Consider the following 22,876-nt stretch of genomic DNA (forward strand, 5'->3'; position numbering starts at 1 on the left):
TCCCCTTAATGACACGTTATTGAGAATAATCCTTTATACTCATGCCTTGCGTGAAATCCAAGAAATATGAATGGAAAGATCACCTAACTAGTGGCAACATCACACAAAAATGAAAACCGAGTTGGTGCACACAAGACTCGAGACCCTGCTTGACCGGGTCTTCGAGACAAAAAAGTCGAAAGTTCAAGTGATCGGGAGCTCCTCAGAGTTACCGCTGTCTTTCTTTTTGTCTCAAACTTACTCTAAGCAAATTAACAACTTGCCGCACTTGGTAATTACAGGCAGTCACGACTCTGCAGAAGAGTTGAAACGACTTTTGCGCTTCTTTGATCCTCTAAAAAGTTGCTACCTTTTTAATCATTTTGATGTTTCACCTTACTCGGGACTTTATCCAAACGCGCGCGCAGTGAGTGAACGTTTACAGTTTCTTTACCGAGCTCAGAATGCAAAACCCGGAGAGATCTTCGTCGCATCTATTCAAGCGCTGTGTCAAAAAACACTTCCGTTTAAAGATTTGAAAGACCACACCCACATTTGGTCATCAGGAACCGAACTTCCAGAAAACATTGCTAGTTTTTTGAACAGCTTGGGCTATCAATCCGCGCCCATGGTGGAAGATTGTGGGCAGTATGCTTTACGTGGCGGTATTATAGATGTCTTTTCCCCGGCACAAGATCGTCCAATCCGTATAGAGCTTTTTGGTGATCAAATTGAAAGTTTGCGCTTCTTTAATCCGATGGACCAACGAAGTCAGGAAGAAGTTTCAACGGCAGCAATAGTACCTGCCCGAGAAATTCTTTTCCGTGATGAACATCACGAAGAGCTTCTGAAACATTTCCGCAAAACTTTAGAGGGTCGCAATATTGATAAAAGCGAGTCTGAAGAGATCTTGCGTTCCTTGGTTTTAAAAAACTATTTCCCAGGCGCTGAGTTTCTTCTTCCTTCTTTCTATAAAAAACTCGACACCGCATTTGATCACTTCAGTTCTTCATTGAATATCTGGTTGTTAGATCCTTTAGAGATCTCTCGATACTCTGACGAGCTTTTGGCAGAAATGAAGTCTGACTACTTAGGTGCTGAAAGTGCCGTGATTCGCCCGGCATACAAAGAGCTCTTCGTTGCCTTTGATGAAATCGAATTACCGATGGATTCGCGGCAAATTTATTTCTCAAAACTAGAGTACCTCGAGGATAGCGCAGCAAGCGATGCGCGAATTGATTATCGTTCTGCACCCGTCACTGAGTTTTCAAATTTAAGTCTGTCTTTTTCTCCGGGATCTGAGCCTTGGCTGCAAGCTGTGAAACAAAAGCTCACCCGCTGGAAAGAAGATCGCTACAAAATCTTTGTTGGTATTAAAAATCAATCTCAGATGGAGCGTCTTGGTCACATTATTGAGCGCCTCGAGTTTAAGCCCGTTAAATGTGACACCCAAGACTTCTTGTGGGACAGCTGGATGCGCGCGCAAGAGTCTTCGGACTCTGTTATCCATATTATTCCGCGCTATTTGCCCGAAAGCTTACGCCTTGAGGAAGAGCAGATCATTTTCTTGCGCGAAGAGGATTTCTTTGGTCGCAAACAACGGGTCTCAGATTCCGGTGGCGCCGAAGACTTTCAAAAACAGGCCAAGCGCCTTAGTTTCGGGGACTTAAAACCCGGTGACTTAGTTGTTCACGTCAAACACGGCATCGGTGTGTACGAGGGCCTTAAAATCATGCCTATCAACGGCATTGATTCCGAGTTTATTCAGGTTGGCTACAAAGATAAGGATAAGCTTTATCTGCCGGTGTATCGCGTGGGCCAATTGCAAAAATACTCTGGCGCCACTCAAACAACTATCTTAGATAAGCTTGGCGGCACTGGCTGGGAAAAAACTAAAATCAAAGTAAAAGGCCAGCTTCGCGATATCGCGCATGAGCTTTTGGCTCTCTATGCGAAACGTGCAGAACTGCACCGTCCGCCGTTTGCTTTCAACGAGCAAGACTACGAACTCTTTGAAAATGGCTTTGCCTATGAAGAGACGGACGATCAGTTGCGTGCCATTCGTGATATCAGCAAAGATCTCTCTGGCGAAAAACCGATGGATCGTCTGATTTGCGGCGACGTGGGCTTTGGTAAAACTGAAGTTGCCATGCGTGCAGCTTTCTTTGCTGTGCAGAACCGTAAGCAGGTGGCAGTGCTCGCGCCGACAACCGTACTTACGTTCCAACATTTAGAGACCTTTAAAAAACGTTTCCAAGGATGGCCTGTAGAAATTCGCGCGCTCAATCGCTTCGTAACAACTGCAGACGCAAAAAAGATTCTTAAAGAATGCGCCGAAGGAAAAGTAGATGTTCTGATTGGAACCCATCGTCTTTTAAGTAAAGACGTCACGTTTAAAGACTTGGGCCTTCTTATTATCGACGAAGAACAGAAGTTCGGCGTCACTCATAAAGAGAAGATTAAAAAGATGCGCACAAGCGTTGATACAGTCACGCTCTCAGCGACGCCTATTCCACGAACTCTGAACATGAGTCTTGTGGGCGCGCGCGATTTAAGTCTGATCAACACAGCCCCTGTGGATCGCCTACCGACGAGAACTTTCGTTTGTAAGTTTGATGAGGATACGATTCGTAAAGCGATTGACGCGGAAATCGCACGTGGCGGTCAGGTTTATTTTATTCACAACCGAGTGCAAAGCATCTACGGCATTGCGGATGAAGTTCGCGCAATTGTGCCAAAGGCTCGTATTCGCGTGGCGCATGGACAAATGAACGAAGACGAGCTTGAAAAAACTATGCTGGAATTCTTCCATCATGAAATCGACGTACTTATTTGTACTTCGATTGTTGAATCCGGCATGGATATTCCGCGTGCCAATACGATGTTTATTGATTCTGCGCACATGTTTGGCTTAAGCCAGCTCTATCAGCTACGCGGCCGCGTGGGGCGCAGCAAGGCCCGTGCTTATTGCTACCTGATGATGCCTCGAGATAAAAAACTTGATAAAGAGGCGCAAGAGCGTTTGAAAATCATTCAGGATAACTCTGCTCTTGGCAGCGGTATTAAGATCGCACAATACGACCTAGAGCTTCGTGGTTCCGGCAATATTCTTGGTGAGGATCAATCCGGTCACGTCAATGCTGTTGGTTATGAACTCTATATGGATCTTTTGCAAGAGGCTCTTGCGGAAGCCAAGGGCGAAAAGATAGACGACATCGAACTAGATCCTGAAATCAATCTCAGAATTCCAGCGATGATTCCTGACAACTATATTTCAGATATTCGTATTCGCCTGAGCTACTACAAAGCGTTGGCAGATATTACTTCCACAGATGATTTAGATCGTATCGAAGAAGAGTTGAAAGATCAGTTTGGGGAAATCCCAGAAGCGACTCTCAATCTCATGGGACTTATGCTCATTCGCAAGCTCTGCAAAGATTTGGGCGTGCGAGATTTGAGTGCCGGCGTAAAAACAGTTTCGTTGGTCTTTACTGAGAAAACCGCGCTGAAGCCAGAAACCGCAATTCAACTCGCGATGCGGGAAAACAAGAAATACTCTCTCACTCCGGATAACCGTCTCAATGTCCGAATGAATAATATCACCTGGTCAGGTGTTTACGACGAGCTCGAGTATCTTTTAAAGCAAGTTTAGTATTCTAAGCGAAGGCCCGCACCAATAGTGTATTCAGTGCTGGTATCTGGATCATCCTCACTCTCGCTCGCAGAGTACTGAGAAACAAAAACATCTAGATAAGTATTTTGCAGTCCGTAATCTACAAGGCTCTTGCGAGCAACCGCTGAATCTAGCCAATTCAATTGGAACATGACTCCAGCTTGTAAGTGATAAAGCATATCGATGTCGTGTCCTAGCGTTTCCACAGAGTTATCCTCATCGATGCTTACTCTCATGATGCCCACGCTAAAATAAGGCGCGCCGTAGGGCTCTTCAAAAAGAGTGTCCATGATATAACCGACTGAGGCTTGATACTTTGTCATAGCAAGGCTGCGCATAACGCCCGAACCATCATCTTTAATTTCTCCGTAGCCACCGCCAAACGAAGCCGTCAGTGCACCTAAAGAGAAATTGTATTTATAACTGAGCTCGAGATTGAAAAGAGGAAACTCTGATTCGCCAAACATATCTTGATAAAACGTCGCCCCATCAAGGATGGAAACATATCGATCCAAGATAATGTTCTCGTAGTACAAACCGAATAAAAATCCGTGGGTATTACGACGTTCCCGATAAGGAGCATCGATTTCTACAGGGGTATGAAGCTCCACAAGGTCAGATGCGCCTCTGTAGTCTTCTACGACGTCTTTGTCCTCTTCAGTGTCTTCAAAGATGGCTGCTTGAGCATGACTTAAGATCAAGGTCGTACTTAGACAGACCAAGGTCTTTAAAACTAAATCATAAGCCCTAAGACGTAAGTTCATTTTATTCACACCTATTCATTCTCGTCTGTCGCGCGCAGACTAAGCTGATATTCTTATTCTATGGAAGTTTATTTCCGCTGTGTTATTGGTTTTTTAGTTTTAGTTCTATTTCCCAACTTTGTGATAGCTCAAACCCCGCCTGCGGTAGAGGACATGAGTGTAGATCAGAAGGTTGGCCAGCTCTTTTTGATCGGCTTTCCACAGCAGTCTGTGGACCCTCAGCTTGAGTCCTTCGTTAAAAAACACAAGATCTCTTCCTTTATTTTGTTTAAAAGAAATATCTCGTCTCTAGCGCAAGTTGCGAAAATGAATGCGCAACTTCAAAAACTTGCTCTGGCGTCCTCGGAAACTCTTCCCTTTATAGCGGTGGACCAAGAAGGCGGACAAGTTGCGCGCGTTCCGACTCGCCCACCGATCCCAAATGCCATGTCGATTGGCCAAACGCAAAACTCAGAGCTCGCGCACTCTTTGGGTCAAGAGACCGCAAAGATTATCCGTACTCTGGGTTTCAATATGAATCTGGCCCCGGTGTTAGATATCAGTAGTCCCAATAGTGATAGTTTCATTGGGCTTCGTTCATTTGGTTCAGATGCTAGTAAGGTCAGTTCCATTGGAGTATCTCTTTCTAAAGGTCTTCTAGATGAAGCCGTCGTTCCGACAGCAAAGCACTTCCCTGGTGTTGGCGGCGTCATTGATGATCCACACAAAAAAACCGCTTCTTATAAAGCTTCCGCCGAAACGCTTTATGAGCGCGACATTAAACCTTTCGAAGAGTTCTCAAAACTTGGGCCAAACACCGCAATTATGCTTTCGCATTTTAGTTATCCAACTTTGGATCCAACGAATACGCCAGCCACCATTTCACCTCAAATCATTAAAGAGATCTTGCGAAAACAAATCGGTTATACGGGCTTAGTTATCACAGATGACATTCAGATGAAGGGCCTTACCGCTGTTAGTAATCCGCACGAAGCTGCGCTACAAGCGCTTAAAGCGGGTGCCGACATTATCATGATGACTTGGTCTTTTAAAGATCAAGCAAAGGCTATCGAACGCGTGAAAGAAGCTGTGAAAAAAGGCGAACTTACGACGGAAGAGCTGAATGAAAAGGTCGCTCGCATTCTTGCCGTTAAGAAATACTTGGCCGAAAAATCTCCTCAGCAAGGCGAGCTACAAAACCCAAAAGTAATCGCACTTTCCACTAAAAAACTGCGTGAGATTGAATCTCGTATTCTGGATTTCAACATCAAGATGGCTTTGCAAAAACCCCAAGAAGAAACCGAACGCGCGCCCGCTGCTGTGCCGCCTTCAAACATCAACGCAAAAAATCCAGTCTGTGTGTTTGCACCGATGGGTGAGTTCATAGACTCTTTCAAAAAATCTTCTGTACCAGTCATTGCGATTAAAACAACCGCAAAGACAAAAGCACAGATGCTCGTCGACTTTATGAAGAAGAGCTCTTGCAGCTATGCGGTCTATGCGATTTACGGTCGCAAGACAGCAGTTATTTTGGACAAGCTCCCGAAAGATATCGCCAAAAAGATACTTGTAGTGAATCTGAACACTCCAAGCCTCATTCCGGACTCTACGAAGTTTCTGAATGTTGTAAATCTTTACTTCCCTCACCCAGAGGCAGGTAAAAAAGTGGCCGACAACTTTCGGGGGTTGGCTAGGCGAGGAGACCTCGGACAGTTCGCCAAAACAGACTGACGACAACAATGAGGATACATGATTTCACTTCTTTTTTCTTTGCTGAGCTTGAGTAGCTTTGCGGGCGAAGTCGCACAAAGCACTCAAGCCGGAACTTCTTCTGTTTCTGCTACCGCAACAACTTCTAACTCTTCACCCGCTGATCAGGCGGCGATCGAGCTTGCGGATTGCAAGCCACAAGTAGACCCAAGAACTAACACCGAAGAAAAGTTCGCTCGTAACGAGGCGGAAAAAGCGGGACTTTCAAAAGAGGAGTTGTTAGCGCGTCTGATTTATTCGGAAGGTCTCTCTACGGGTTACTGGAAAAAGAAATGCAACGCCAATACAGATGACGACATCATGAAAAATATTGGATGGGGCATCATGAACCGAGTTAAAACTCGGGCTTCGACAACTTTGGATGCTTACTCTGATGTGATCTTTGGGAAAAATCAGTTTAGAACTTCATTCTCTCGCGCAAGAGCCAACCCTTTTGCGAACGCTTTTCTTTGCCCTCTGAAATCTCAAAAGTACTTAGACGGTGCTACTGAGAAGGTGGATGCCAAAGAACTCTATAAAAAAACTCAAGCGATCGCAGAAAGTATCATCGCTGAATATGAACGAAGCGGAATTCCCACGACCTACAAGGGTATTACAAATTTCTTTTATCCCTATTCTGAATTTTTCGGCGAGATCCGTCCCGAGTGGGCGAAGGACAAAGATCCTTCTAAAAACAGGGGTTATCTCAATATTTTGAAGGTCGCACGAAAACCCTGCGTAGAATCTTACAAACTCAGATAGCCCAAAAACAGAAAGCCCGGGTTTTGCCCAGGCTTTTCGTTTAAAGTCTTATAATTTTGGCTCTTATGTCCAAGTACCAGGGAAGATTTCCATCCCTGTTCTAGCTTTCGCCACTTCTCTTTGAGCTTCAGCCCATTGCTCTTCATCCAAAGACTCAGTGCTAAGCTTGCGCTCAGCTTCGGCCAAGGCCTTCTTGAGGTCTTCGATTTGAAGGTCAACAGGAGCTGCCGCGTATTCAGCCAAGATGTTTACACCTTGTGGACTGACTTGGCAGTAGCCCCAGCTGATCGCCACTTTTTGTTCTGCTTGGCCTTTGAGTTTGTATCTCAAAACACCAGTCTCAAGTGTCGTAATCAAAGGAGCGTGACCAGGAAGAATGTTTAATTCTCCTTTGAAAGCCGGAGCCGTGACTTCATCAATTTCTTGATCAATCACGAGTCTTTTTTCCGGAGTCACGAGTGTTAGTTTAAACATAAGTTATCCTTAAGCCTGAAGCTTCTTAGCTTTTTCAATAGCTTCTTCGATAGTACCAACCATGTAGAATGCCTGTTCAGGCAAGCTATCGTGTTTACCATCCAAGATTTCGCGGAAACCTTTAACAGTGTCTTTGATATCAACGTATTTACCAGTAAGACCAGTGAACTGCTCAGCAACGAAGAACGGCTGAGACAAGAAGCGCTGGATCTTACGAGCGCGTGATACAACCAACTTATCGTCTTCAGACAACTCGTCCATACCAAGGATGGCGATGATATCTTGAAGTTCTTTATAACGTTGCAAGATAGCTTGAACGTCACGCGCAGTTTTGTAATGCGCTTCACCCACAACTTGTGGATCCAAGATACGAGAAGTTGAAGTCAACGGAGATACCGCCGGGAAGATCGCCATAGCAGCGATATCACGATCCAAGTTCGTCGTCGCATCCAAATGCGTGAACGTAGTTGCTGGAGCTGGATCCGTGTAGTCATCCGCAGGTACGTAAACCGCTTGTACGGAAGTGATAGAACCAGATTTAGTTGATGTAATACGCTCTTGCATCGCGCCCATCTCGGTTGCCAATGTTGGTTGGTAACCTACCGCTGAAGGGATACGACCCAACAACGCAGAAACCTCAGCACCCGCTTGAGTGAAACGGAAGATGTTATCAACGAAGAAAAGAACGTCTTGTTTTTCAACGTCACGGAAGTATTCCGCAACAGTCAAACCAGTCAAAGCAACGCGTGCACGTGCTCCAGGTGGCTCATTCATCTGACCGAATACAAGCGCTGTTTTGTTGATAACGCCTGATTGTTTCATCTCTGCCCACAAGTCATTACCCTCACGAGTACGCTCGCCCACGCCGGCGAATACAGAGTAACCACCGTGCTCAGTTGCGATATTGCGGATCAATTCTTGGATCAATACGGTTTTACCTACACCGGCACCACCGAACAAACCGATCTTACCACCCTTAGCGTAAGGAGCGAGCAAGTCTACGACCTTGATACCAGTCATCAACATTTCTGCTGCTACTGCCAAGTCTTCGAATTTAGGAGCTGCTCTGTGGATTGGCCAGTTGTCTTTAGCTTTTACCGGACCAGCTTCGTCTACCGGCTCGCCGATAACGTTGATGATACGACCCAAAACTTCAGGACCTACTGGAGCCAAGATCATGTTGCCAGTGCTGACAACTTTTTCACCGCGCACAAGACCCTCTGTAGAGTCCATCGCGATAGTACGAACCACACCATCACCAAGATGTTGTGCGATTTCTAGAGTAAGATTGCCTTCTTTATCAGAGATTGCTTTGTTAGTAGAACGAAGAGCCGTGTTGATGGGAGGAAGCTCGCCACCTTCGAATTCTACGTCGACAACCGGGCCCATCACCTGTTTGATTTTACCGTTAGCCATTTTCATACGCTCCTATTATTTCAGTGCCTCTGCACCGCTCACAATTTCAGTTAATTCTGTAGTAATTTTTTCTTGTCTCAATTTGTTGTATGTCAGCGTGTAAGAGTTGATCATCTCTTTCGCGTTGTTAGTTGCATTCTCCATCGCGGTCATACGAGCGCCATGTTCTGCAGCCACTGATTCAGACATACTTCTGTAAACCTGAAGATCGAAATGCTTCACCAGCAATTGTTCAATGATTTGCTGAGGAGCCGGTTCGAAAATCATATCAACAGAGAAACCCACTGCTGTTCCAGTCGTATCAAAAGACGTGTTTTGAATGTCAATTGGTAGAAGGGTTTCACAAACTACTTGCTGAGAGATTGCCGACTTAAATTCATTGTAGATCAAACGAATTTCGTCGTAATCACCAGAGAGATATTGCTTCATCAAACGATCTGCCACATGCGAAGCCAAGTCATAAGAAATGTCCTTGTCTAGGCGAGTGATAGAGTCGATGGCTTTATAACCCTTCTTAGTGAAGTAGTCAGAGCCCTTACGACCGATGAAAAGAAAGTCGATCTTCTCAAAGTTCTTAACGTTTTGCTTATAGTAGCTCTCCGCGAACTTGTTGATATTGCCGTTGAAACCACCGCAAAGACCACGATCCGAAGTCAAAACAACCAAAAGTACTTTTTTTACTTCTGGCTTTTGCTCCATCAACGGATGGGAAACTTTGTTAGTGATAGCGATATCAGCAATTACTTTTCGCAAAGTAAGCGCGTAAGGACGCATGTTTTGAATATTATTCTGCGCCTTACGTAATTTCGCAGCAGAGACGAGCTTCATCGCCTTTGTAATCTGCTGCGTATTTTTTGTGGACTCGATACGAGCCCTGATATCCTTTAAACTCGCCATTTCGGCACCCTATTACTTAGAAGAAGGTTGGAAAACCGCTTTGAACTCTTCAAGAGCCGCAACAAGTGACTTCTTGATGTCGTCCGCCATAGCTTTCTTCTCAGCGATGTTTTTAAGTACGTGAGAGTGTTTTTGTTTCAAGAACTCAACCATCTCTTTTTCGTATCTCTTAACATCTGTCTCTGGATATTGATCCACGTAACCGTTACCAGCTGCGAAGATCATCGCGATTTGCTCTTCCACTTTTACAGGAGAGTATTGACCTTGTTTCAACACTTCCACCAAGCGGCGACCACGAGCCAACTGTTGTTGAGTCGCTTTATCGAGGTCAGAAGCAAACGCTGCGAAGGCTTCCATCGCACGGAACTGAGCAAGTTCAAGCTTCAAAGAACCCGCAACTTGTTTCATCGCTTTAATCTGAGCGGCACCACCCACGCGCGATACTGACTTACCGACAGAAATCGCTGGACGGATACCTTTATTGAACAAGTCAGTTTCCAAGAAGATCTGACCGTCAGTGATAGAGATCACGTTCGTTGGGATGTAAGCAGAGATATCGCCCGCTTGAGTCTCGATGATTGGCAATGCAGTCAATGAACCGCCGCCTTTATCCGCAGACAATTTCGCAGCACGCTCTAGAAGACGGCTGTGGAGATAGAATACGTCCCCTGGGTAGGCTTCACGGCCTGGAGGACGGCGAAGGAGCAATGACAATTGACGGTAAGCTTGAGCTTGTTTCGTCAAATCATCATAGATGATCAAAGCATGTCTGCCTGTATCACGGAAGTATTCCGCCATAGCTGTACCAGAGTAAGCAGCCAAGAATTGCAATGGAGCTTGGTCAGAAGCACCTGCAGTGATTACTGTAGTGTACTCAAGAGCGCCCGCTGCGCGAAGTTTTTCAACAACGGCTGCAACTGTAGATTGTTTTTGACCGATAGCTACGTAGAAGCAATATACGCCTTGGCCTTTTTGATTGATGATAGTGTCGATCGCAATAGCTGTTTTACCAGTTTGACGGTCACCGATGATCAGCTCACGTTGACCGCGACCGATTGGGATCAAAGCATCGATAGATTTGATGCCCGTAGAAAGAGATTCTTCAACTGGATGACGGTAAACGATACCAGGAGCTTTCAACTCAACCACGCGATTGTGTGGTGTCGTGATAGCGCCGCGGCCGTCAACTGGGTTTCCAAGAGCGTCAACAACGCGACCAAGAAGAGCTTCACCCACTGGAACTTGTACGATTTTTTTCGTACGCTTAACAGTGTCGCCTTCTTTAATACCGCGGTCTTCACCGAAGATAACCACGCCCACGAATGAATCTTCAAGATTCAGAACCATTCCGTAGATTTCGCCTGGGAACTCAACGAGCTCACCCGCCATTACGTTTTCAAGACCGTAAATACGCGCAACCCCGTCCCCTACTGAGAGAACGCTGCCCGTTTCGCTAACTTCGATTTTCTTATTATACTGATTGATCTGCTCTTTAAGAACGCGACTGATCTCGTCGGCACGGATTTGTGTTTCCATGGTTAGTTGGCTCTCCTGTTTAATTCTTCGTTCAATTTAATTAAATGTGTTTCGATGCTGTCATCAAATGTCCATCCGCCTACTTGAGCAACAACGCCGCCCAAAAGAGTTGGATCTTCTTTGTATGTCAGGATGATTTTTTTATTCAAAATTTTAGTAATTTTGCCTTCGAGGTCTTTTTTATCCCCTTCAGACAATGCTTTTGCAGACTTCACAGATCCGCGAGTTACGTTTTGTTCGACGTCCATTTGTTCTTCGAAAGCCGCAACGATCTCTTCGAATTTGCCCATGCGGTTTTTCTCAGCAAGCAACAACAACGTGTTGTAAACTTCTTCCGAAAGGCCTTTGCCTTGGAAGCTGTTTTTAACAACAGCTAGTTTTGCGTCTGGACCGATCAATGGATTTAAGAAATAGTCATGAACAGTCGCATCTGTTTTAAAAACTTTTGCAATCGCCTCAAGTTCGCTGTGAGCGCGGGCGTGCTGACCTTTTTGTTTTGCCAAAGCCATTAGGGCCTTAGCGTAGCGACGAGAAACTTCGCTGATCTTCATGGGTTTACCGCCTGTACTTTATTAACAAATTCGCTTTGAAGTTTCTGATGGTCTGCAGAGCCGATGTCTTTAGAAAGAACCGCTTTTGCAGCATCAATGGAGTCTTTCAAAAGCTGTTCACGCAAATGTGTTTGAGCTTTTTGAATTTCGATTTTAGCTGTTTGTTCAGCCTCGTGTTTAATTCTTGCTGCTGCCTCTTGCGCTTCTTTGATCAAAGCGTGCTTCATATCGACAGCTTCAGCTTTTGCACGAGAAATGCTTTCGTCAGTTGTCGCTTCCAACTGATCAAGCTTGTGCTTGATATCTACGAAATGCTTTTCTGCATCTTCGCGAGCTGCTTGAGATTTTTTTGCAGCCGCAAGATAGCTTTCTTTGCGATCAGCATAGAATTTTACAACGGGAGTTTTTAGGAAGTAGTAAAGACCTCCGAACAAAAGAACCACGTTGATTGCTTGATAAAGAACGACTTTAGGAACATGGACTTCACCACCATGCTCACCATGACCAGAAGCTGCGAACGCTGTGCTTGCTCCAAGTACGAAAAGAAACGCAAACCACTTATTCATATTGTCTCTCTTACTTTCCCAAAAGTTTTTGAGTGATTGCTACAGATACATTTGTAGCTTCAGATCTCAAAGCTGCGGTTGTTGCTTGAATCGATTGGGCGATTTTTTGATTGTTCGTTTCAAGAAGAGCGGCTGCCTCGGAGCGCGCTTTACCAACAAGAGTGTCGTACTCTTTCAAAGCATCTGTGCGATGAGCATCGTAGATGTCCTTGATTTTTTTCGTCACTTCTTTTGCTTTCACTTGATACTCAGAGTGAAGCTCTGTTGATTTTTTGTGGAACTCTTGAGCCAGATCTTCGCCGCCCAAAGTGCGTTTTTCACGCTCTTCGTGGGCCTTGTAATATGGCGTAAAGACATACAAATTTAAAAAGAAAAAGACACAAATAAAGATGCCGAACTGTACAGCAGCGGCCCCATTAATTCCTAATTGTTGGATAATATCCATTGTATTGAAATCCCTACTGGTTTTTTGAACCCTGGGAATTAGCACCTTTAGAAAGAAATGGTCAAGGCGAAACTAGCTATAAATAACTGTAAACAAAGGGCTTTGGTTAAGACTTGGGCATGTAGGAAGCGCCCTCAAAAACGACTCCTTCGTCAATTCGAAGACTTGGAGAGGTTACGGTGCCTTTAAAGATCGCGGGCGGGTGCATTATAACTCTGCGACGGGCAAAGAGATTTCCCTCAACCCGGCCAGATATGATGATGGTATCGGCCTCAACTTGGGCCTGTATATTAGCAGTATCGTTAATGACCACTGTGTCATTAGTAAAGATTTCACCGACGAACTCCCCGCCAATTTGCACGGTTCCTTCGAAGCTGAGTTTTCCCTCAAAGCGAGTCCCGTAATCTAATATAGATGTAACGTGACCCGTGAGAAAATCATCATTTGTGAAAGCCTTTATTTCTGCCATCCTTCTTTCAACCTATCCACGATTTGAGTCAGCTCATCATCTGAATAGAAGTGAACTGCGATTTTTCCTTTGGAATTAGCATAATCAATATTGACCTTGGTTCCTAGGATCTTTTGCAGTTCATCACAAAGACCAGAAATGAGTCTTTGCGTCACGTTTTGCTCAATCGCTGATTCCGGCTCTAGGGAGGAGCTTGGATTTTGAGCGTCAGCGACGAGCTTTTCTAGTTTACGTACAGAAAGACGGTCATTGATGACCTTTTTAGCTAACTCAAGTTGCTTCTTTGCGTCTGTTAAAGACAAAAGAACTTTTGCGTGACCCACAGAAAGGGTGCCTTCACTCACAAGTTTTTTTGCTTCTGCAGGCAAAGCCAACAAGCGCACAGAGTTCGCAACCGTTGCACGATCACGTCCCACTTTGTCGGCGACTTGTTGTTGAGACATTTTAAATTCAGTGATTAGGCGAGAATAACCTTCGGCCTCTTCAATGGGATTTAAATCTTCACGTTGAATATTTTCGATGATCGCAAGCTCAAGAGTCTCTTGGTCATCAAAATTCTTAATCAAAACCGGAACTTCATGCAGCCCAGCAGCCTGTGCAGCTCTCCAACGACGCTCACCCGCGACGATTTCAAGACGGCCACCCGCTACTTTTCTAGCGATGATTGGCTGAAGAATTCCGTTCTCTTTAATAGATTGGGCCAAGCTTTGAAGAGCTTCTTTTTCGAAGCTTTTGCGCGGCTGGTATTGTCCAGAGGCCAACTTATCGATGGCAACCTGCCATACTTTTCCCTCTGTATTAATAGGAGCTGCCGCCACAGGGGCCGCTGCTGCCGGTGCAGAGGTTTGAGCTGCCGGAGCCGGCTTAGCCGAAGCTCCTGCAAAGTTTTGCGCTGGCTTTGTTTGGTTACTCGCATGCGTATCCAAACCATCTGCCATTGTCTTGCTGGCCATACCCTCGGCTGCAGGACCTCCACCCAACAAAGATCCAAGGCCACGTCCTAGGCCCTTCTTTTTGTTAGAGCTTTCCGCATTCAAATCAGACATTTGCTGTCTCCTGTTGTGCTCTTTGTTCTGTCGTTTTAGCTACGGTTCTTTGCTCAACTTCTTTGGCAAGGTCGTAGTATTTAGTCGCGCCGATAGATTTTTGGTCATAATCAAAGATGGATTGACCGTGGCTTGGAGCTTCGCTCAAACGCACATTTCTTGGAATGATGGCGTTGAAGACCTTATCTCCAAAGTGATTCTTAATCTCAGTCACAACCTGGTGACTCAAATTATTTCTCGTATCAAACATCGTTAAAACGATGCCCTCTATATGTAATTGTGGATTTAGATTTTTCTTAATCAAACCTGCTGTATTCAAAAGCTGGCTCAATCCTTCAAGCGCATAGTATTCACACTGAAGAGGAACCAAGAAACTGTCTGCTGCAGTCAGGGCATTCAAAGTCAAAAGACCCAAAGAAGGTGGGCAATCAATTAGTACATAATCATAGAGATCACCGATTGATGCGATGGCAGACTTTAGTCTGTATTCCCGCTGCGGCATGTCAACAAGCTCAATCTCTGCGCCTACCAAATCTGGATTAGCAGTGATCACATGAAGATTTGGATCTTTTGTTTTCTGGATAGTCTCTTGGATATCTTTTTCGCCGATTAGGACATGGTAAACATTGTTGTCCTGGCTTTCATATCGTTTGATACCCAAACCGCTGGACGCGTTTCCTTGCGGATCCATGTCGATGAGTAGGATCCTTTTACCCAAAGAAGCCAGGGCGGCAGAAAGATTCACTGAAGTAGTCGTTTTGCCTACTCCACCTTTTTGATTTGCTATGCAAATTGTCTTAGCCATTAGGAGTTCCTCCGTGATCTATAAAAAATCCTGCATTTTTTTCAGTATGGCAAGTTTTTCCTAATGTTTTTCGTAGAATTTCCGATGTTCCACGTAGAACATCGGGTGAAAATGCGTTTTTTAGCCATTCTTTTTATAGCGATCAGCCTTTTGGGCTGTAAAAAGCCAAATCCTACGCCAGAACTGGCCGATGATATCTATTTGGATCTCAATACTCGCGCGCAATCGGCTCAAAAGGAGCTAGATTCAGAAAAAAAGAAACTTGAGGGCTTCAAGAAAGAACTCGCAGCCGTAGTCCCGCAAACTGGCGCAATTAAGTACGCTCAAAAGAGATATTTCGAATCAGAGGCTAAAATTCAGAAGCTAGTACAAGAAGTGAAGTACTATGAGCTTAAAGCAGCAGCCCGAAAGAAATATACCAAGCTCGAATACATGAAAGCATTCAACGAGGGTAAATCTTGGCCCCTGCCCGAAGAAGTGGATGCCTATAAGACCTATAAGACCGTTTCGGTAGTTCCACACTCGTGGAACTCGAAAAAACGCGTAGAGTCCTATGAAAAAGAGTTCGGAACGGCCACTTCTGCCTCAAAAGAGCCCCCAAAAACGGAAAAAGCCGCCAAAACTGAGTCCGGCGGCCATTAAAAGTTGTTCTACGTGGAACAATTAGGCGATTTTGTCTGTTTTAATCACTGAAAACTTAATTTCCCCTACTGGAAGGCGATATTCGCCCACAAGTCCCGGGGTCCAAAGAGAACAAAGCTGAATTGGGATCTCAGAAACTTCCATACCCCATTGTTCGCCCTTAAGGTGAAAAATAACGCCACCTTTAGGTACAGACTTACGAGTTGCCATAATAACTTTAGAAATAGAGGCAAGACCGCGAGTCATTACGTATTGCATGCTGTTTTCTTTAATCTCGTCGAGCTTCACGCTAAAAACATTCGCGTTCGGAATACGAACGCTTGCGATGATGTGTTTTAGGAATTCGCACTTGCGCTGATCTGACTCAACGACATGAACCTTAATATGTGGGTTCATAATCGCAAAAACTAGCCCCGGAAAACCGCTTCCTAGCCCTAAGTCATAGATCTCCTGGATCTTAGGATTGGACTTCGCGATGACGCGCGATGCTAGAATGCTGTCAGCAAAATGAAGTGCATCCGCCATCGCAACTGTCTTCTGAGAAATAATACTGAGTGTTTTATTAAATTTCAGAAGCTCATCGTGATAGGTTTTCAATTGCTTAAGAATTTCAGGATTGAGATCCGGAAACCAAACATCGATGCGCCACTGACTAGTTGATACTTCCTGATTCTCCGCCAAGAGGGATCTCCTTCAACTTTTTATGACCTTTAAGATAGATCATTATAGCTTGAACCGCTGAAGGATTAACACCACTTATGCGTTGAGCTTGGCCTAAAGTTCGTGGCTTTACTCGAGAAAGTTTGTCCACTTCTTCGTTGGAAAGTCCGCGAATTTCTCTATAGACCAAAGTCTCGGGAAGACGAAGTTCTTCAAGACGCTTCGACTGAGCAATCAATTCCATCTGTCTTTTTACGTAACCAGAGTACTTCACTTCGATTTCGACAGGTTCAGAGACGTTTGGATCTGAATCTATTTCAAAACCAAAGTCTGTGAGGCTTGAACAAGAAATCTCGGGACGGCGTAGCAACTCTTCGAAAGTAGCCGGCTTTAGTAATTCTGCAGTGCCAAGTTTAACTAGTTTTTCTTGGGTTTCTTTGACTGGAAAAACGCGTTCTGAGCGCAGTTTTTCTAGCATTCCGGCACGTTTTTCTTTCAAATTTCGGAGTGTTTGAATTGATTCGGGATTTATCAAACCAGAACCAATCGCAACCTCACCTAATCTGTCGATAGTATTGTCTTCTCTGAGAACAAGACGATGTTCGGCGCGAGATGTGAACATGCGGTAAGGTTCGGTCGTCCCTTTTGTAACTAAGTCATCAATCAAGACACCAATGTAAGCTTGATCGCGACCGAGCACGAATTCTTCACGGCCCAAAATACTATGAGCTGCGTTCACGCCCGCGATCAAACCTTGGGCGCCGGCTTCTTCATAACCAGAGGTTCCGTTGATCTGACCTGCTAAAAATAGCTGACGGATCGTTCTGGTTTCAAGGCGATGCCATATTTGGGTCGGCTCAATAAAGTCATACTCTACGGCGTACCCTGGGCGAACAATCTTAACGTTCTCAAGACCCGGAATGGTTTTCAGGAATTCATACTGAACTTCTTCTGGAAGGCTTGTCGAAATCCCCTGAAGGTAAATCAAATCCGTATTGAGGCCTTCTGGCTCCAAAAACGTCTGGTGGCTGTCTTTATCTGCAAAACGAGTCACTTTATCTTCGATACTTGGACAGTAACGAGGACCCACACCTTCGATGTTCCCACAGAACATAGGCGACTTATCTAAGTTCGCACGGATGATCTCGTGGGTTTTCTCGGAAGTACGAGAAAGATAGCAGGCAATTTGCGGAAGTTTGAAGGTGCGCTCTGAACGGAAGCTAAATGGATAGAACTTCTCATCCCCGTACTGAGGAATCGTCTTGCTCCAATCGATACTGTCTTTATGAAGACGCGCTGGAGTGCCCGTTTTTAAGCGACGAACTGTAAATCCAAAGTCAGCGAGCTGATTTGAAAGACCAACAGAGGCTTTGTCCCCTACTCGTCCACCTGGAGTTTGCTCAAGCCCGATATGCATAACCCCATTCATGAAAGTTCCTGCAGTAATGACCGTCGCACGAGAGTAGATTTCAGACCCATCTTGTAAAACAACACCCACGCACAGATCATTTTCCAAGATCAAGCGCTTCACCTCTCCCTGTAGAAGAGAAATATTTGGATGCGTTTTCAAAATGTTAGTCATGTACTGAGAGTAAAGATGCTTATCAGACTGCACACGAGTCCCACGAACCGCGGGGCCTTTGCTGGCATTCAGGCGCTTGTACTGAATACAAGTTTCGTCTGCTGCCAAACCCATTTGTCCACCAAGAACATCGATTTCACGAACCATGTGACCTTTTGCAAGACCACCAATAGAAGGGTTACAGCTCATGTAGGCGATGCGATCAAGATTTGTGGTAACAACAAGAGTGTTCAAACCCAGTCGTGCAGATGCAAGACAGGCTTCGACTCCGGCGTGGCCGGCACCAACAACAATGACATCAAATGCAGGTGTGCTCATAATTATTTTCCGAGACAAAACTCTTTAAACACTCGATCCATAACCTGGTCGTCAAAGCGTTTGCCGAGAGTTTCTTGGACAGCAATCAAAGCCTCTTTGAGTTCGATTGCTAGGAATTCAGAACCAAGTCCCTCTTTCAGCAACTGCTGACAACGAACTGTGTTTGAAAGAGCTTTTTCGAGATTCTCATAATGACGAGCATTCGAGAGTAGTACGTAATCTTGAAGATCCGTCTGAGAAAAGCGTCCTGAGATCTCTTTCAAAACCAGTGGCCTTGCATTTTGATCCAGGGCGCTAACAAAGAAAAGGTTTCTTTTGGCGAAGTCTGCGTACTGGGTAAGTTTTTCAAAGCCTGGCGTTTGAGTGGGCTCGTTCACCTTATCCAGTTTATTTCCGATCACGAAGAGGTTCGCCTTTGAGAGTTGTTTTAAGAGCTCTTCGTCCTCTGGCTGAATACCTTCAGTAAGATCAAAAACAAATAAAACCACATCGGCCTCTACGTGGGCTTCGCGGCTTTTTTGAATACCAATCTGCTCTACAATGTCTGAAGTATGATTGCGGATCCCAGCAGTATCTAAGAACGTAAACTTAAGGCCGTTAAACTTGGTGTCCCCTGAGATCACGTCACGGGTAGTTCCTGCGACTTCTGTAACGATCGCGCGGTCTTCTTCTAAGAACAGATTTAAAAGGCTGGATTTACCTACATTTGGACGACCCGCCAAAGCGATGCGCACACCGTCTTTAAGGATGCGGCCCGCTTTATAGGAATTAACCAACGACTTCAGGGCGTCTTCTATTTGTGTAAGCTTTTCTGCCACCACATCGTGACTAACCAGCTCTAAGCCTTCGGTTGAAAAATCAATTCCGGCTTCCATGTGGGCCATCAGCCAAGTAACGTCGTTCTCAAGGCCCTCAAGCTTCTGAGAAAGTTGGCCTTTTAATTGGCGAAGAGCTAGTTTCTGCGCCTTTTCACTTTGGCTTTCGATCAATGCAAGAATGCTTTCCGCCTGAACCAGGTCCACATTCCCATTCATAAAGGCACGATAAGTAAACTCACCACGATCTGCAGAACGGGCCCCGCCCGCAATCAAATGATTCAGAATTTTTTGACAGATCTGAGGGTTCCCATGACAAGAGATTTCCAGAACCTCTTCGCCCGTGAACGAGTTGCCTTTTTTGAAGTAAGTCACAAGGACTTCGTCGATGTCTTCTTGGGCTTGAGAATCATAGAGGGTGCCGAAATAGGCTTTATGGCTCTCGATTTTTTGCGGCAAAAAAACCGCTATTTTACGGGTTACTTCAAGGCTTTGAGGCCCTGAGATGCGGATCACAGAGATTCCACCCACTCCGTGAGGAGTGGATACCGCACAGATCGTTTGGGAATCCCTGTCACCACCGTACATGAATACTACTCTCCAGCGGTCTCTTGAGCCTGAGCACCGTTGTTGGCACCCTTAGCTGGATAGATTTTGATTTTCTTATAAAGGCCTTCACCCAATGAACGGCTTTTTACACGTGGGTCTTGAGCCAAGTATTGGTGAACGATTTTGCGATCTTTTGGAGGAAGGGCTCTGTAATATACAGACTTACCTTGCTCGATAGCGATCGTCTTAAGATTTTCTGCGCGCTCAATCAAAGCTGCTGCAGATTCGTCACGGTAGCCACCGCAATCCACAGTGATATTTGTCTTATCTTCTGGGAAGTTGTGCTGAACTACGCGCTTAAGGAACAGTTGGAAAGCATCCAACATTTGGCCTTTTTTATCTTTCAAAAGCTCTTCGTCTGAGCCAGAGAATTCGATAGCCAATACGCCTTCTGAATCCGCTTCTTTCTCATAGGAAATTTTAAAAGAAAGATCGAATTGTCCCTTTTCAATAATACCAGTCAAAGTGTTATGAACAAGAGTCTCTACTTCTCCACCACTTTTACTTTTGCCGCCAAACAGTTTACTAAAAAATCCGGCCATTTTGTCCTCCTAGGCAGTCACTTTTTTCGAGTCTTTTAAAAAGAAATATTGTTGAACGATACCGAATACCGCGCTGACCGTCATATACAGGGCCAATCCGCTTGGTAATTGAAGCATAAATAGAGTGAAAACCAATGGCAAGAAAGCCATGATTTTCGCTTGCGCAGGATCCATCGTGGTTGGAGTCATCTTCTGTTGCAAGAACATAGTCAGACCCACCAAAATTGGCAGCACAAAGAACTTATCTGGAGAGCTCAAATCTGTAATCCATCCATAGAATGGAGAATGATAAAGCTCGATACTAGAACCGATCACACGATAAAGAGCGAAGAAAATAGGAATTTGCAAAAGCATCGGCAAGCAACCGCCAAGTGGGTTTGCTTTATGCTCTTTCATCAACGCCATGGTCTCACGATTCAGAGCCATTGGATCGTTTTTGTATTTTTCACGAAGGTTTTGCAGAAGAGGTTGGATCTTTTGCATAGCTTTCATAGATTTTGCAGACATGATCGCAAAAGGAAGTACGCAAAAGCGCACCAACAAAGTTAGTAGGATAATCGCAATACCCCAGTTACCAACCATGCTAAAGCACGCTTTCATTACATAAAGCAGTGGGCGCGCAATCACTTCAAAGAACCCGTGATCGATAACCGCTGGCAGCTCAGCATCTACATGCTTCAAAGTTTCGATGTTTTTAGGGCCAGCGAAGAAGATCTGTTCTAGAGAGAATTTTGGCAAATTCGCAGCTGGCTTATAGATCAGCTCTGCCTTCGCAGTTTTGCCTTCTGGGCTTGCAGTCACAGATGTTTCAGGAATGATTTCAGATTTATCCAAAATCGCTGCTGCAAAATACTGAGAACTTACAGAAACTAAAGATACGCTTGGGAATTGCTTCGCGACGTTTTCTTTAGCAGCACTGAAATTTACAGTCTCTGTTTTACCGTTATGTTTTACGAAGAAATCTTGGTGTTGGTAAGATGGGAATAACCAAGACGTGCTTTGCGGAACTGTGATTTTCTCTGGAACTACGAAAGTAAGTCCTTGAGCAACTTGTTCATTGGGATTTTCAACGACAACTTTATTAGTAAATGCTTGCTTCTCTGAATCGTATTTCAAGGTACGAGTCACGGTGCTAGTACCGACTTGAGCGACACCCACATATTGTCCTGGAGCTTCTTCTTTTAGATCGAACTCCAAAGGTTTTTGTTGGCTCAAAAGCTTCATTTCAAACAAAGTATCTGTTTCGCTTTGTCCAAGAAGAATCGGCTTCTTCTCGTAGTCGATATACTTGTTCAATACGACATTCTTCAAACCCATTCCATGATTTGTGATCGTGAACGTGATGTTTTGATCTTGGAATTGATATTCTTTTTCTGTGATTTGACCTTGGGTCGGAGTGCTTTGCGCTTCTACTGTTGCAGGAGCTGCGGCTGCCGCATCAGGAGTTGCTGTTTTAGCAGCTTCTTTCGTCGCGGTTTTTTGTGCTGGTTTATTGTAGTTAGGATATTTTTTTGTCAGATAGGTCTGCCAACCAAACCAAACGGCGGCGACCAATACGACTGCGAAGATAGTTTTAGGATCAAAGAAAGAACTTTTATTTTGTTCTTGCATGAGTGTCTCCAGCGCACGTGCACGCAGGAACCGGGTCATAACCGAAGGTTCCGCCTGGACGGCATTTCAAGATTCTTTTCGTAACGAGATAAATTGCTGAGAAAAAAGAGTGGGTTTTGATCGCCTCCACTGCATATTCAGAACAGCTTGGCGTGAAACGACACGCGCCGCCCATATGAGTGGTTCCGAGAGTTCTATAAGCACCTACAAATAACAAGAGAGATGCTCTAGGTAGACTTTCGAAGAATCTCAAGACCGGTGTCCATAGCTTTCTTAAATTCCTCGAAGTTGAGTCCTTTATAAAAGCTCTGGTCAATAGGTTTAAAGATGATGTTGATGGAAGCGTCAATCGGTGATCCTTGTTGGTTCGACCTTGTGACGAAGTCTCTAAAGTATTCTTTGACCCAACGCTTGAGCTTATTGCGTACAACAGCAGAGCCGACTTTGCGACTTGCTGTAACGCCAAAATGCAGACCCTTTTGATCTACTTTCGTGTAGTTCAAAAGGAGCCACTTCGTGGGCCAGGCTCTTTTTCCAATTTTTTTTAAAGAGAGAAACTCGGAGCTTCGTTTAATTACAACGGGCTTACTATTTTCCACCAGTTGAAACCGTTAAACGTTTTCTTCCTTTTGCGCGACGACGAGAAATAACTTCTTGTCCTGCTTTTGTAGCCATTCTTGCTCTGAAACCGTGAGTGCCTTTACGACGACGATTGCTTGGTTGATATGTACGTTTCATTTTCAACTCCTAGTGAAACATTAATGACGCCTACAGGCGCCCACCGGTTTGGCCAAGTGCCTAAAAACCGCCCACCAAATACGTGGAACGCGAATTAATCACAATGCAGCAATAAGGTCAACTGTTGAAAACTCTGAAAGGCCCTGCTAAAGCTTTTTGGCATTCTGCTATAAATCTGATCACGAGCGTAAAGGGCTTAGGAACTGGGAACTACGAAAACTTAGGCTTTTGAAAATAGGGGTACGTAC

General features: G+C 44.9%; 23 protein-coding genes. 4 read left to right on the forward strand and 19 right to left on the reverse strand.

The window, feature by feature from the left end; genetic code table 11:
- The first annotated feature begins 109 nt into the window (after positions 1-109).
- Entirely contained in the window at positions 110-3,631 is a 3,522-nt protein-coding gene (gene mfd, locus ACLWBB_RS20590) for a transcription-repair coupling factor (protein WP_413289462.1), read from the forward strand.
- Here the strand turns inward: mfd and ACLWBB_RS20595 are convergent.
- Positions 3,628-4,416 (reverse strand): hypothetical protein, encoded by a 789-nt coding sequence (locus ACLWBB_RS20595; protein ID WP_413289463.1) that lies wholly within the window; start codon positions 4,414-4,416, stop codon positions 3,628-3,630. The two genes, mfd and ACLWBB_RS20595, sit on opposite strands and share 4 nt — an antisense overlap.
- Before the next feature lie 153 nt (positions 4,417-4,569).
- Between ACLWBB_RS20595 and ACLWBB_RS20600 the strand changes: the two genes are divergently transcribed.
- Positions 4,570-6,126, forward strand: coding sequence for a glycoside hydrolase family 3 protein (locus tag ACLWBB_RS20600; protein WP_413289464.1), 1,557 nt, complete (start codon positions 4,570-4,572; stop codon positions 6,124-6,126).
- An 18-nt stretch (positions 6,127-6,144) separates the two neighbouring features.
- Positions 6,145-6,906 carry a hypothetical protein gene (locus ACLWBB_RS20605; RefSeq protein ID WP_413289465.1) on the forward strand — a complete coding sequence of 254 codons (762 nt, stop codon included), beginning with the start codon at positions 6,145-6,147 and terminating at the stop codon, positions 6,904-6,906.
- Between the two features lie 63 nt (positions 6,907-6,969).
- Here the strand turns inward: ACLWBB_RS20605 and atpC are convergent, their stop codons facing one another.
- The 10 genes from atpC to ACLWBB_RS20655 all read right to left on the reverse strand — a co-directional run bounded on the left by atpC (position 6,970) and on the right by ACLWBB_RS20655 (position 15,111).
- A complete protein-coding gene (gene atpC / locus ACLWBB_RS20610) occupies positions 6,970-7,380 on the reverse strand; it encodes an ATP synthase F1 subunit epsilon (protein ID WP_413289466.1) in 411 nt (136 codons plus the stop codon).
- Between the two features lie 9 nt (positions 7,381-7,389).
- Positions 7,390-8,802 (reverse strand): F0F1 ATP synthase subunit beta, encoded by a 1,413-nt coding sequence (gene atpD, locus ACLWBB_RS20615; protein ID WP_413289467.1) that lies wholly within the window; start codon positions 8,800-8,802, stop codon positions 7,390-7,392.
- Between the two features lie 9 nt (positions 8,803-8,811).
- Positions 8,812-9,693, reverse strand: coding sequence for an ATP synthase F1 subunit gamma (atpG, locus tag ACLWBB_RS20620; RefSeq protein ID WP_413289468.1), 882 nt, complete (start codon positions 9,691-9,693; stop codon positions 8,812-8,814).
- A 12-nt stretch (positions 9,694-9,705) separates the two neighbouring features.
- Positions 9,706-11,229, reverse strand: coding sequence for a F0F1 ATP synthase subunit alpha (gene atpA, locus ACLWBB_RS20625; RefSeq protein ID WP_413289469.1), 1,524 nt, complete (start codon positions 11,227-11,229; stop codon positions 9,706-9,708).
- Positions 11,230-11,231: 2 nt separating this feature from the next.
- Complete coding sequence (atpH, locus tag ACLWBB_RS20630; RefSeq protein WP_413289470.1) at positions 11,232-11,780, reverse strand: ATP synthase F1 subunit delta; 549 nt, start codon at positions 11,778-11,780, stop codon at positions 11,232-11,234.
- Entirely contained in the window at positions 11,777-12,346 is a 570-nt protein-coding gene (locus ACLWBB_RS20635; protein WP_413289471.1) for a hypothetical protein, read from the reverse strand. The genes atpH and ACLWBB_RS20635 overlap by 4 nt, the downstream gene beginning before the upstream one ends.
- Positions 12,347-12,356: 10 nt before the next feature.
- On the reverse strand, positions 12,357-12,791 hold the full coding sequence (locus ACLWBB_RS20640) for an ATP synthase F0 subunit B (RefSeq protein ID WP_413289472.1): 435 nt from the start codon (positions 12,789-12,791) through the stop codon (positions 12,357-12,359).
- A 106-nt stretch (positions 12,792-12,897) separates the two neighbouring features.
- On the reverse strand, positions 12,898-13,260 hold the full coding sequence (locus ACLWBB_RS20645) for a bactofilin family protein (protein ID WP_413289473.1): 363 nt from the start codon (positions 13,258-13,260) through the stop codon (positions 12,898-12,900).
- A complete protein-coding gene (locus ACLWBB_RS20650) occupies positions 13,248-14,306 on the reverse strand; it encodes a ParB/RepB/Spo0J family partition protein (protein ID WP_413289474.1) in 1,059 nt (352 codons plus the stop codon). The genes ACLWBB_RS20645 and ACLWBB_RS20650 overlap by 13 nt, the downstream gene beginning before the upstream one ends.
- Positions 14,299-15,111 (reverse strand): ParA family protein, encoded by an 813-nt coding sequence (locus ACLWBB_RS20655; RefSeq protein WP_413289475.1) that lies wholly within the window; start codon positions 15,109-15,111, stop codon positions 14,299-14,301. Before ACLWBB_RS20655 ends, ACLWBB_RS20650 begins: the two co-directional genes overlap by 8 nt.
- A 105-nt stretch (positions 15,112-15,216) precedes the next feature.
- Between ACLWBB_RS20655 and ACLWBB_RS20660 the strand changes: the two genes are divergently transcribed.
- Positions 15,217-15,753 (forward strand): hypothetical protein, encoded by a 537-nt coding sequence (locus ACLWBB_RS20660; protein WP_413289476.1) that lies wholly within the window; start codon positions 15,217-15,219, stop codon positions 15,751-15,753.
- A gap of 21 nt (positions 15,754-15,774) precedes the next feature.
- On the opposite strand, the gene rsmG is transcribed toward ACLWBB_RS20660, so the two are convergent.
- The 8 genes from rsmG to rpmH are packed head-to-tail and all read right to left on the reverse strand — an operon-like array spanning position 15,775 to position 22,628.
- Positions 15,775-16,434, reverse strand: coding sequence for a 16S rRNA (guanine(527)-N(7))-methyltransferase RsmG (rsmG, locus tag ACLWBB_RS20665; protein WP_413289477.1), 660 nt, complete (start codon positions 16,432-16,434; stop codon positions 15,775-15,777).
- Entirely contained in the window at positions 16,406-18,313 is a 1,908-nt protein-coding gene (gene mnmG, locus ACLWBB_RS20670) for a tRNA uridine-5-carboxymethylaminomethyl(34) synthesis enzyme MnmG (RefSeq protein ID WP_413289478.1), read from the reverse strand. Before mnmG ends, rsmG begins: the two co-directional genes overlap by 29 nt.
- Positions 18,314-18,315: 2 nt before the next feature.
- On the reverse strand, positions 18,316-19,716 hold the full coding sequence (gene mnmE, locus ACLWBB_RS20675; RefSeq protein ID WP_413289479.1) for a tRNA uridine-5-carboxymethylaminomethyl(34) synthesis GTPase MnmE: 1,401 nt from the start codon (positions 19,714-19,716) through the stop codon (positions 18,316-18,318).
- Between the two features lie 5 nt (positions 19,717-19,721).
- The gene (locus tag ACLWBB_RS20680; protein WP_413289480.1) at positions 19,722-20,279 is read right to left on the reverse strand and encodes a protein jag; all 558 of its coding nucleotides are present in this window, start codon (positions 20,277-20,279) and stop codon (positions 19,722-19,724) included.
- A gap of 9 nt (positions 20,280-20,288) precedes the next feature.
- The gene (gene yidC, locus ACLWBB_RS20685; RefSeq protein ID WP_413289481.1) at positions 20,289-21,890 is read right to left on the reverse strand and encodes a membrane protein insertase YidC; all 1,602 of its coding nucleotides are present in this window, start codon (positions 21,888-21,890) and stop codon (positions 20,289-20,291) included.
- Complete coding sequence (gene yidD, locus ACLWBB_RS20690; RefSeq protein WP_413289482.1) at positions 21,874-22,143, reverse strand: membrane protein insertion efficiency factor YidD; 270 nt, start codon at positions 22,141-22,143, stop codon at positions 21,874-21,876. Before yidD ends, yidC begins: the two co-directional genes overlap by 17 nt.
- Positions 22,118-22,489: a ribonuclease P protein component gene (gene rnpA, locus ACLWBB_RS20695; RefSeq protein WP_413289483.1), complete on the reverse strand. Its 372-nt coding sequence runs from the start codon at positions 22,487-22,489 to the stop codon at positions 22,118-22,120. The genes yidD and rnpA overlap by 26 nt, the downstream gene beginning before the upstream one ends.
- Positions 22,479-22,628 carry a 50S ribosomal protein L34 gene (gene rpmH, locus ACLWBB_RS20700; RefSeq protein WP_413289484.1) on the reverse strand — a complete coding sequence of 50 codons (150 nt, stop codon included), beginning with the start codon at positions 22,626-22,628 and terminating at the stop codon, positions 22,479-22,481. The genes rnpA and rpmH overlap by 11 nt, the downstream gene beginning before the upstream one ends.
- Positions 22,629-22,876: the final 248 nt, after the last annotated feature.

Origin of the sequence: Bdellovibrio sp. HCB337 (assembly GCF_047302465.1) — a bacterium.
In the GTDB taxonomy this organism is placed as follows: domain Bacteria; phylum Bdellovibrionota; class Bdellovibrionia; order Bdellovibrionales; family Bdellovibrionaceae; genus JACMRP01.

Bases quoted from the DNA above. Each gene is read 5' to 3' on its own strand.
- mfd (WP_413289462.1), top strand. From the start codon at position 110: ATGAAAACCGAGTTGGTGCACACAAGACTCGAGACCCTGCTTGACCGG.
- ACLWBB_RS20595 (WP_413289463.1), bottom strand. From the start codon at position 4,416: ATGAACTTACGTCTTAGGGCTTATGATTTAGTTTTAAAGACCTTGGTC.
- ACLWBB_RS20600 (WP_413289464.1), top strand. From the start codon at position 4,570: ATGAGTGTAGATCAGAAGGTTGGCCAGCTCTTTTTGATCGGCTTTCCA.
- ACLWBB_RS20605 (WP_413289465.1), top strand. From the start codon at position 6,145: ATGATTTCACTTCTTTTTTCTTTGCTGAGCTTGAGTAGCTTTGCGGGC.
- atpC (WP_413289466.1), bottom strand. From the start codon at position 7,380: ATGTTTAAACTAACACTCGTGACTCCGGAAAAAAGACTCGTGATTGAT.
- atpD (WP_413289467.1), bottom strand. From the start codon at position 8,802: ATGAAAATGGCTAACGGTAAAATCAAACAGGTGATGGGCCCGGTTGTC.
- atpG (WP_413289468.1), bottom strand. From the start codon at position 9,693: ATGGCGAGTTTAAAGGATATCAGGGCTCGTATCGAGTCCACAAAAAAT.
- atpA (WP_413289469.1), bottom strand. From the start codon at position 11,229: ATGGAAACACAAATCCGTGCCGACGAGATCAGTCGCGTTCTTAAAGAG.
- atpH (WP_413289470.1), bottom strand. From the start codon at position 11,780: ATGAAGATCAGCGAAGTTTCTCGTCGCTACGCTAAGGCCCTAATGGCT.
- ACLWBB_RS20635 (WP_413289471.1), bottom strand. From the start codon at position 12,346: ATGAATAAGTGGTTTGCGTTTCTTTTCGTACTTGGAGCAAGCACAGCG.
- ACLWBB_RS20640 (WP_413289472.1), bottom strand. From the start codon at position 12,791: ATGGATATTATCCAACAATTAGGAATTAATGGGGCCGCTGCTGTACAG.
- ACLWBB_RS20645 (WP_413289473.1), bottom strand. From the start codon at position 13,260: ATGGCAGAAATAAAGGCTTTCACAAATGATGATTTTCTCACGGGTCAC.
- ACLWBB_RS20650 (WP_413289474.1), bottom strand. From the start codon at position 14,306: ATGTCTGATTTGAATGCGGAAAGCTCTAACAAAAAGAAGGGCCTAGGA.
- ACLWBB_RS20655 (WP_413289475.1), bottom strand. From the start codon at position 15,111: ATGGCTAAGACAATTTGCATAGCAAATCAAAAAGGTGGAGTAGGCAAA.
- mnmG (WP_413289478.1), bottom strand. From the start codon at position 18,313: ATGAGCACACCTGCATTTGATGTCATTGTTGTTGGTGCCGGCCACGCC.
- mnmE (WP_413289479.1), bottom strand. From the start codon at position 19,716: ATGTACGGTGGTGACAGGGATTCCCAAACGATCTGTGCGGTATCCACT.
- ACLWBB_RS20680 (WP_413289480.1), bottom strand. From the start codon at position 20,279: ATGGCCGGATTTTTTAGTAAACTGTTTGGCGGCAAAAGTAAAAGTGGT.
- yidC (WP_413289481.1), bottom strand. From the start codon at position 21,890: ATGCAAGAACAAAATAAAAGTTCTTTCTTTGATCCTAAAACTATCTTC.
- rpmH (WP_413289484.1), bottom strand. From the start codon at position 22,628: ATGAAACGTACATATCAACCAAGCAATCGTCGTCGTAAAGGCACTCAC.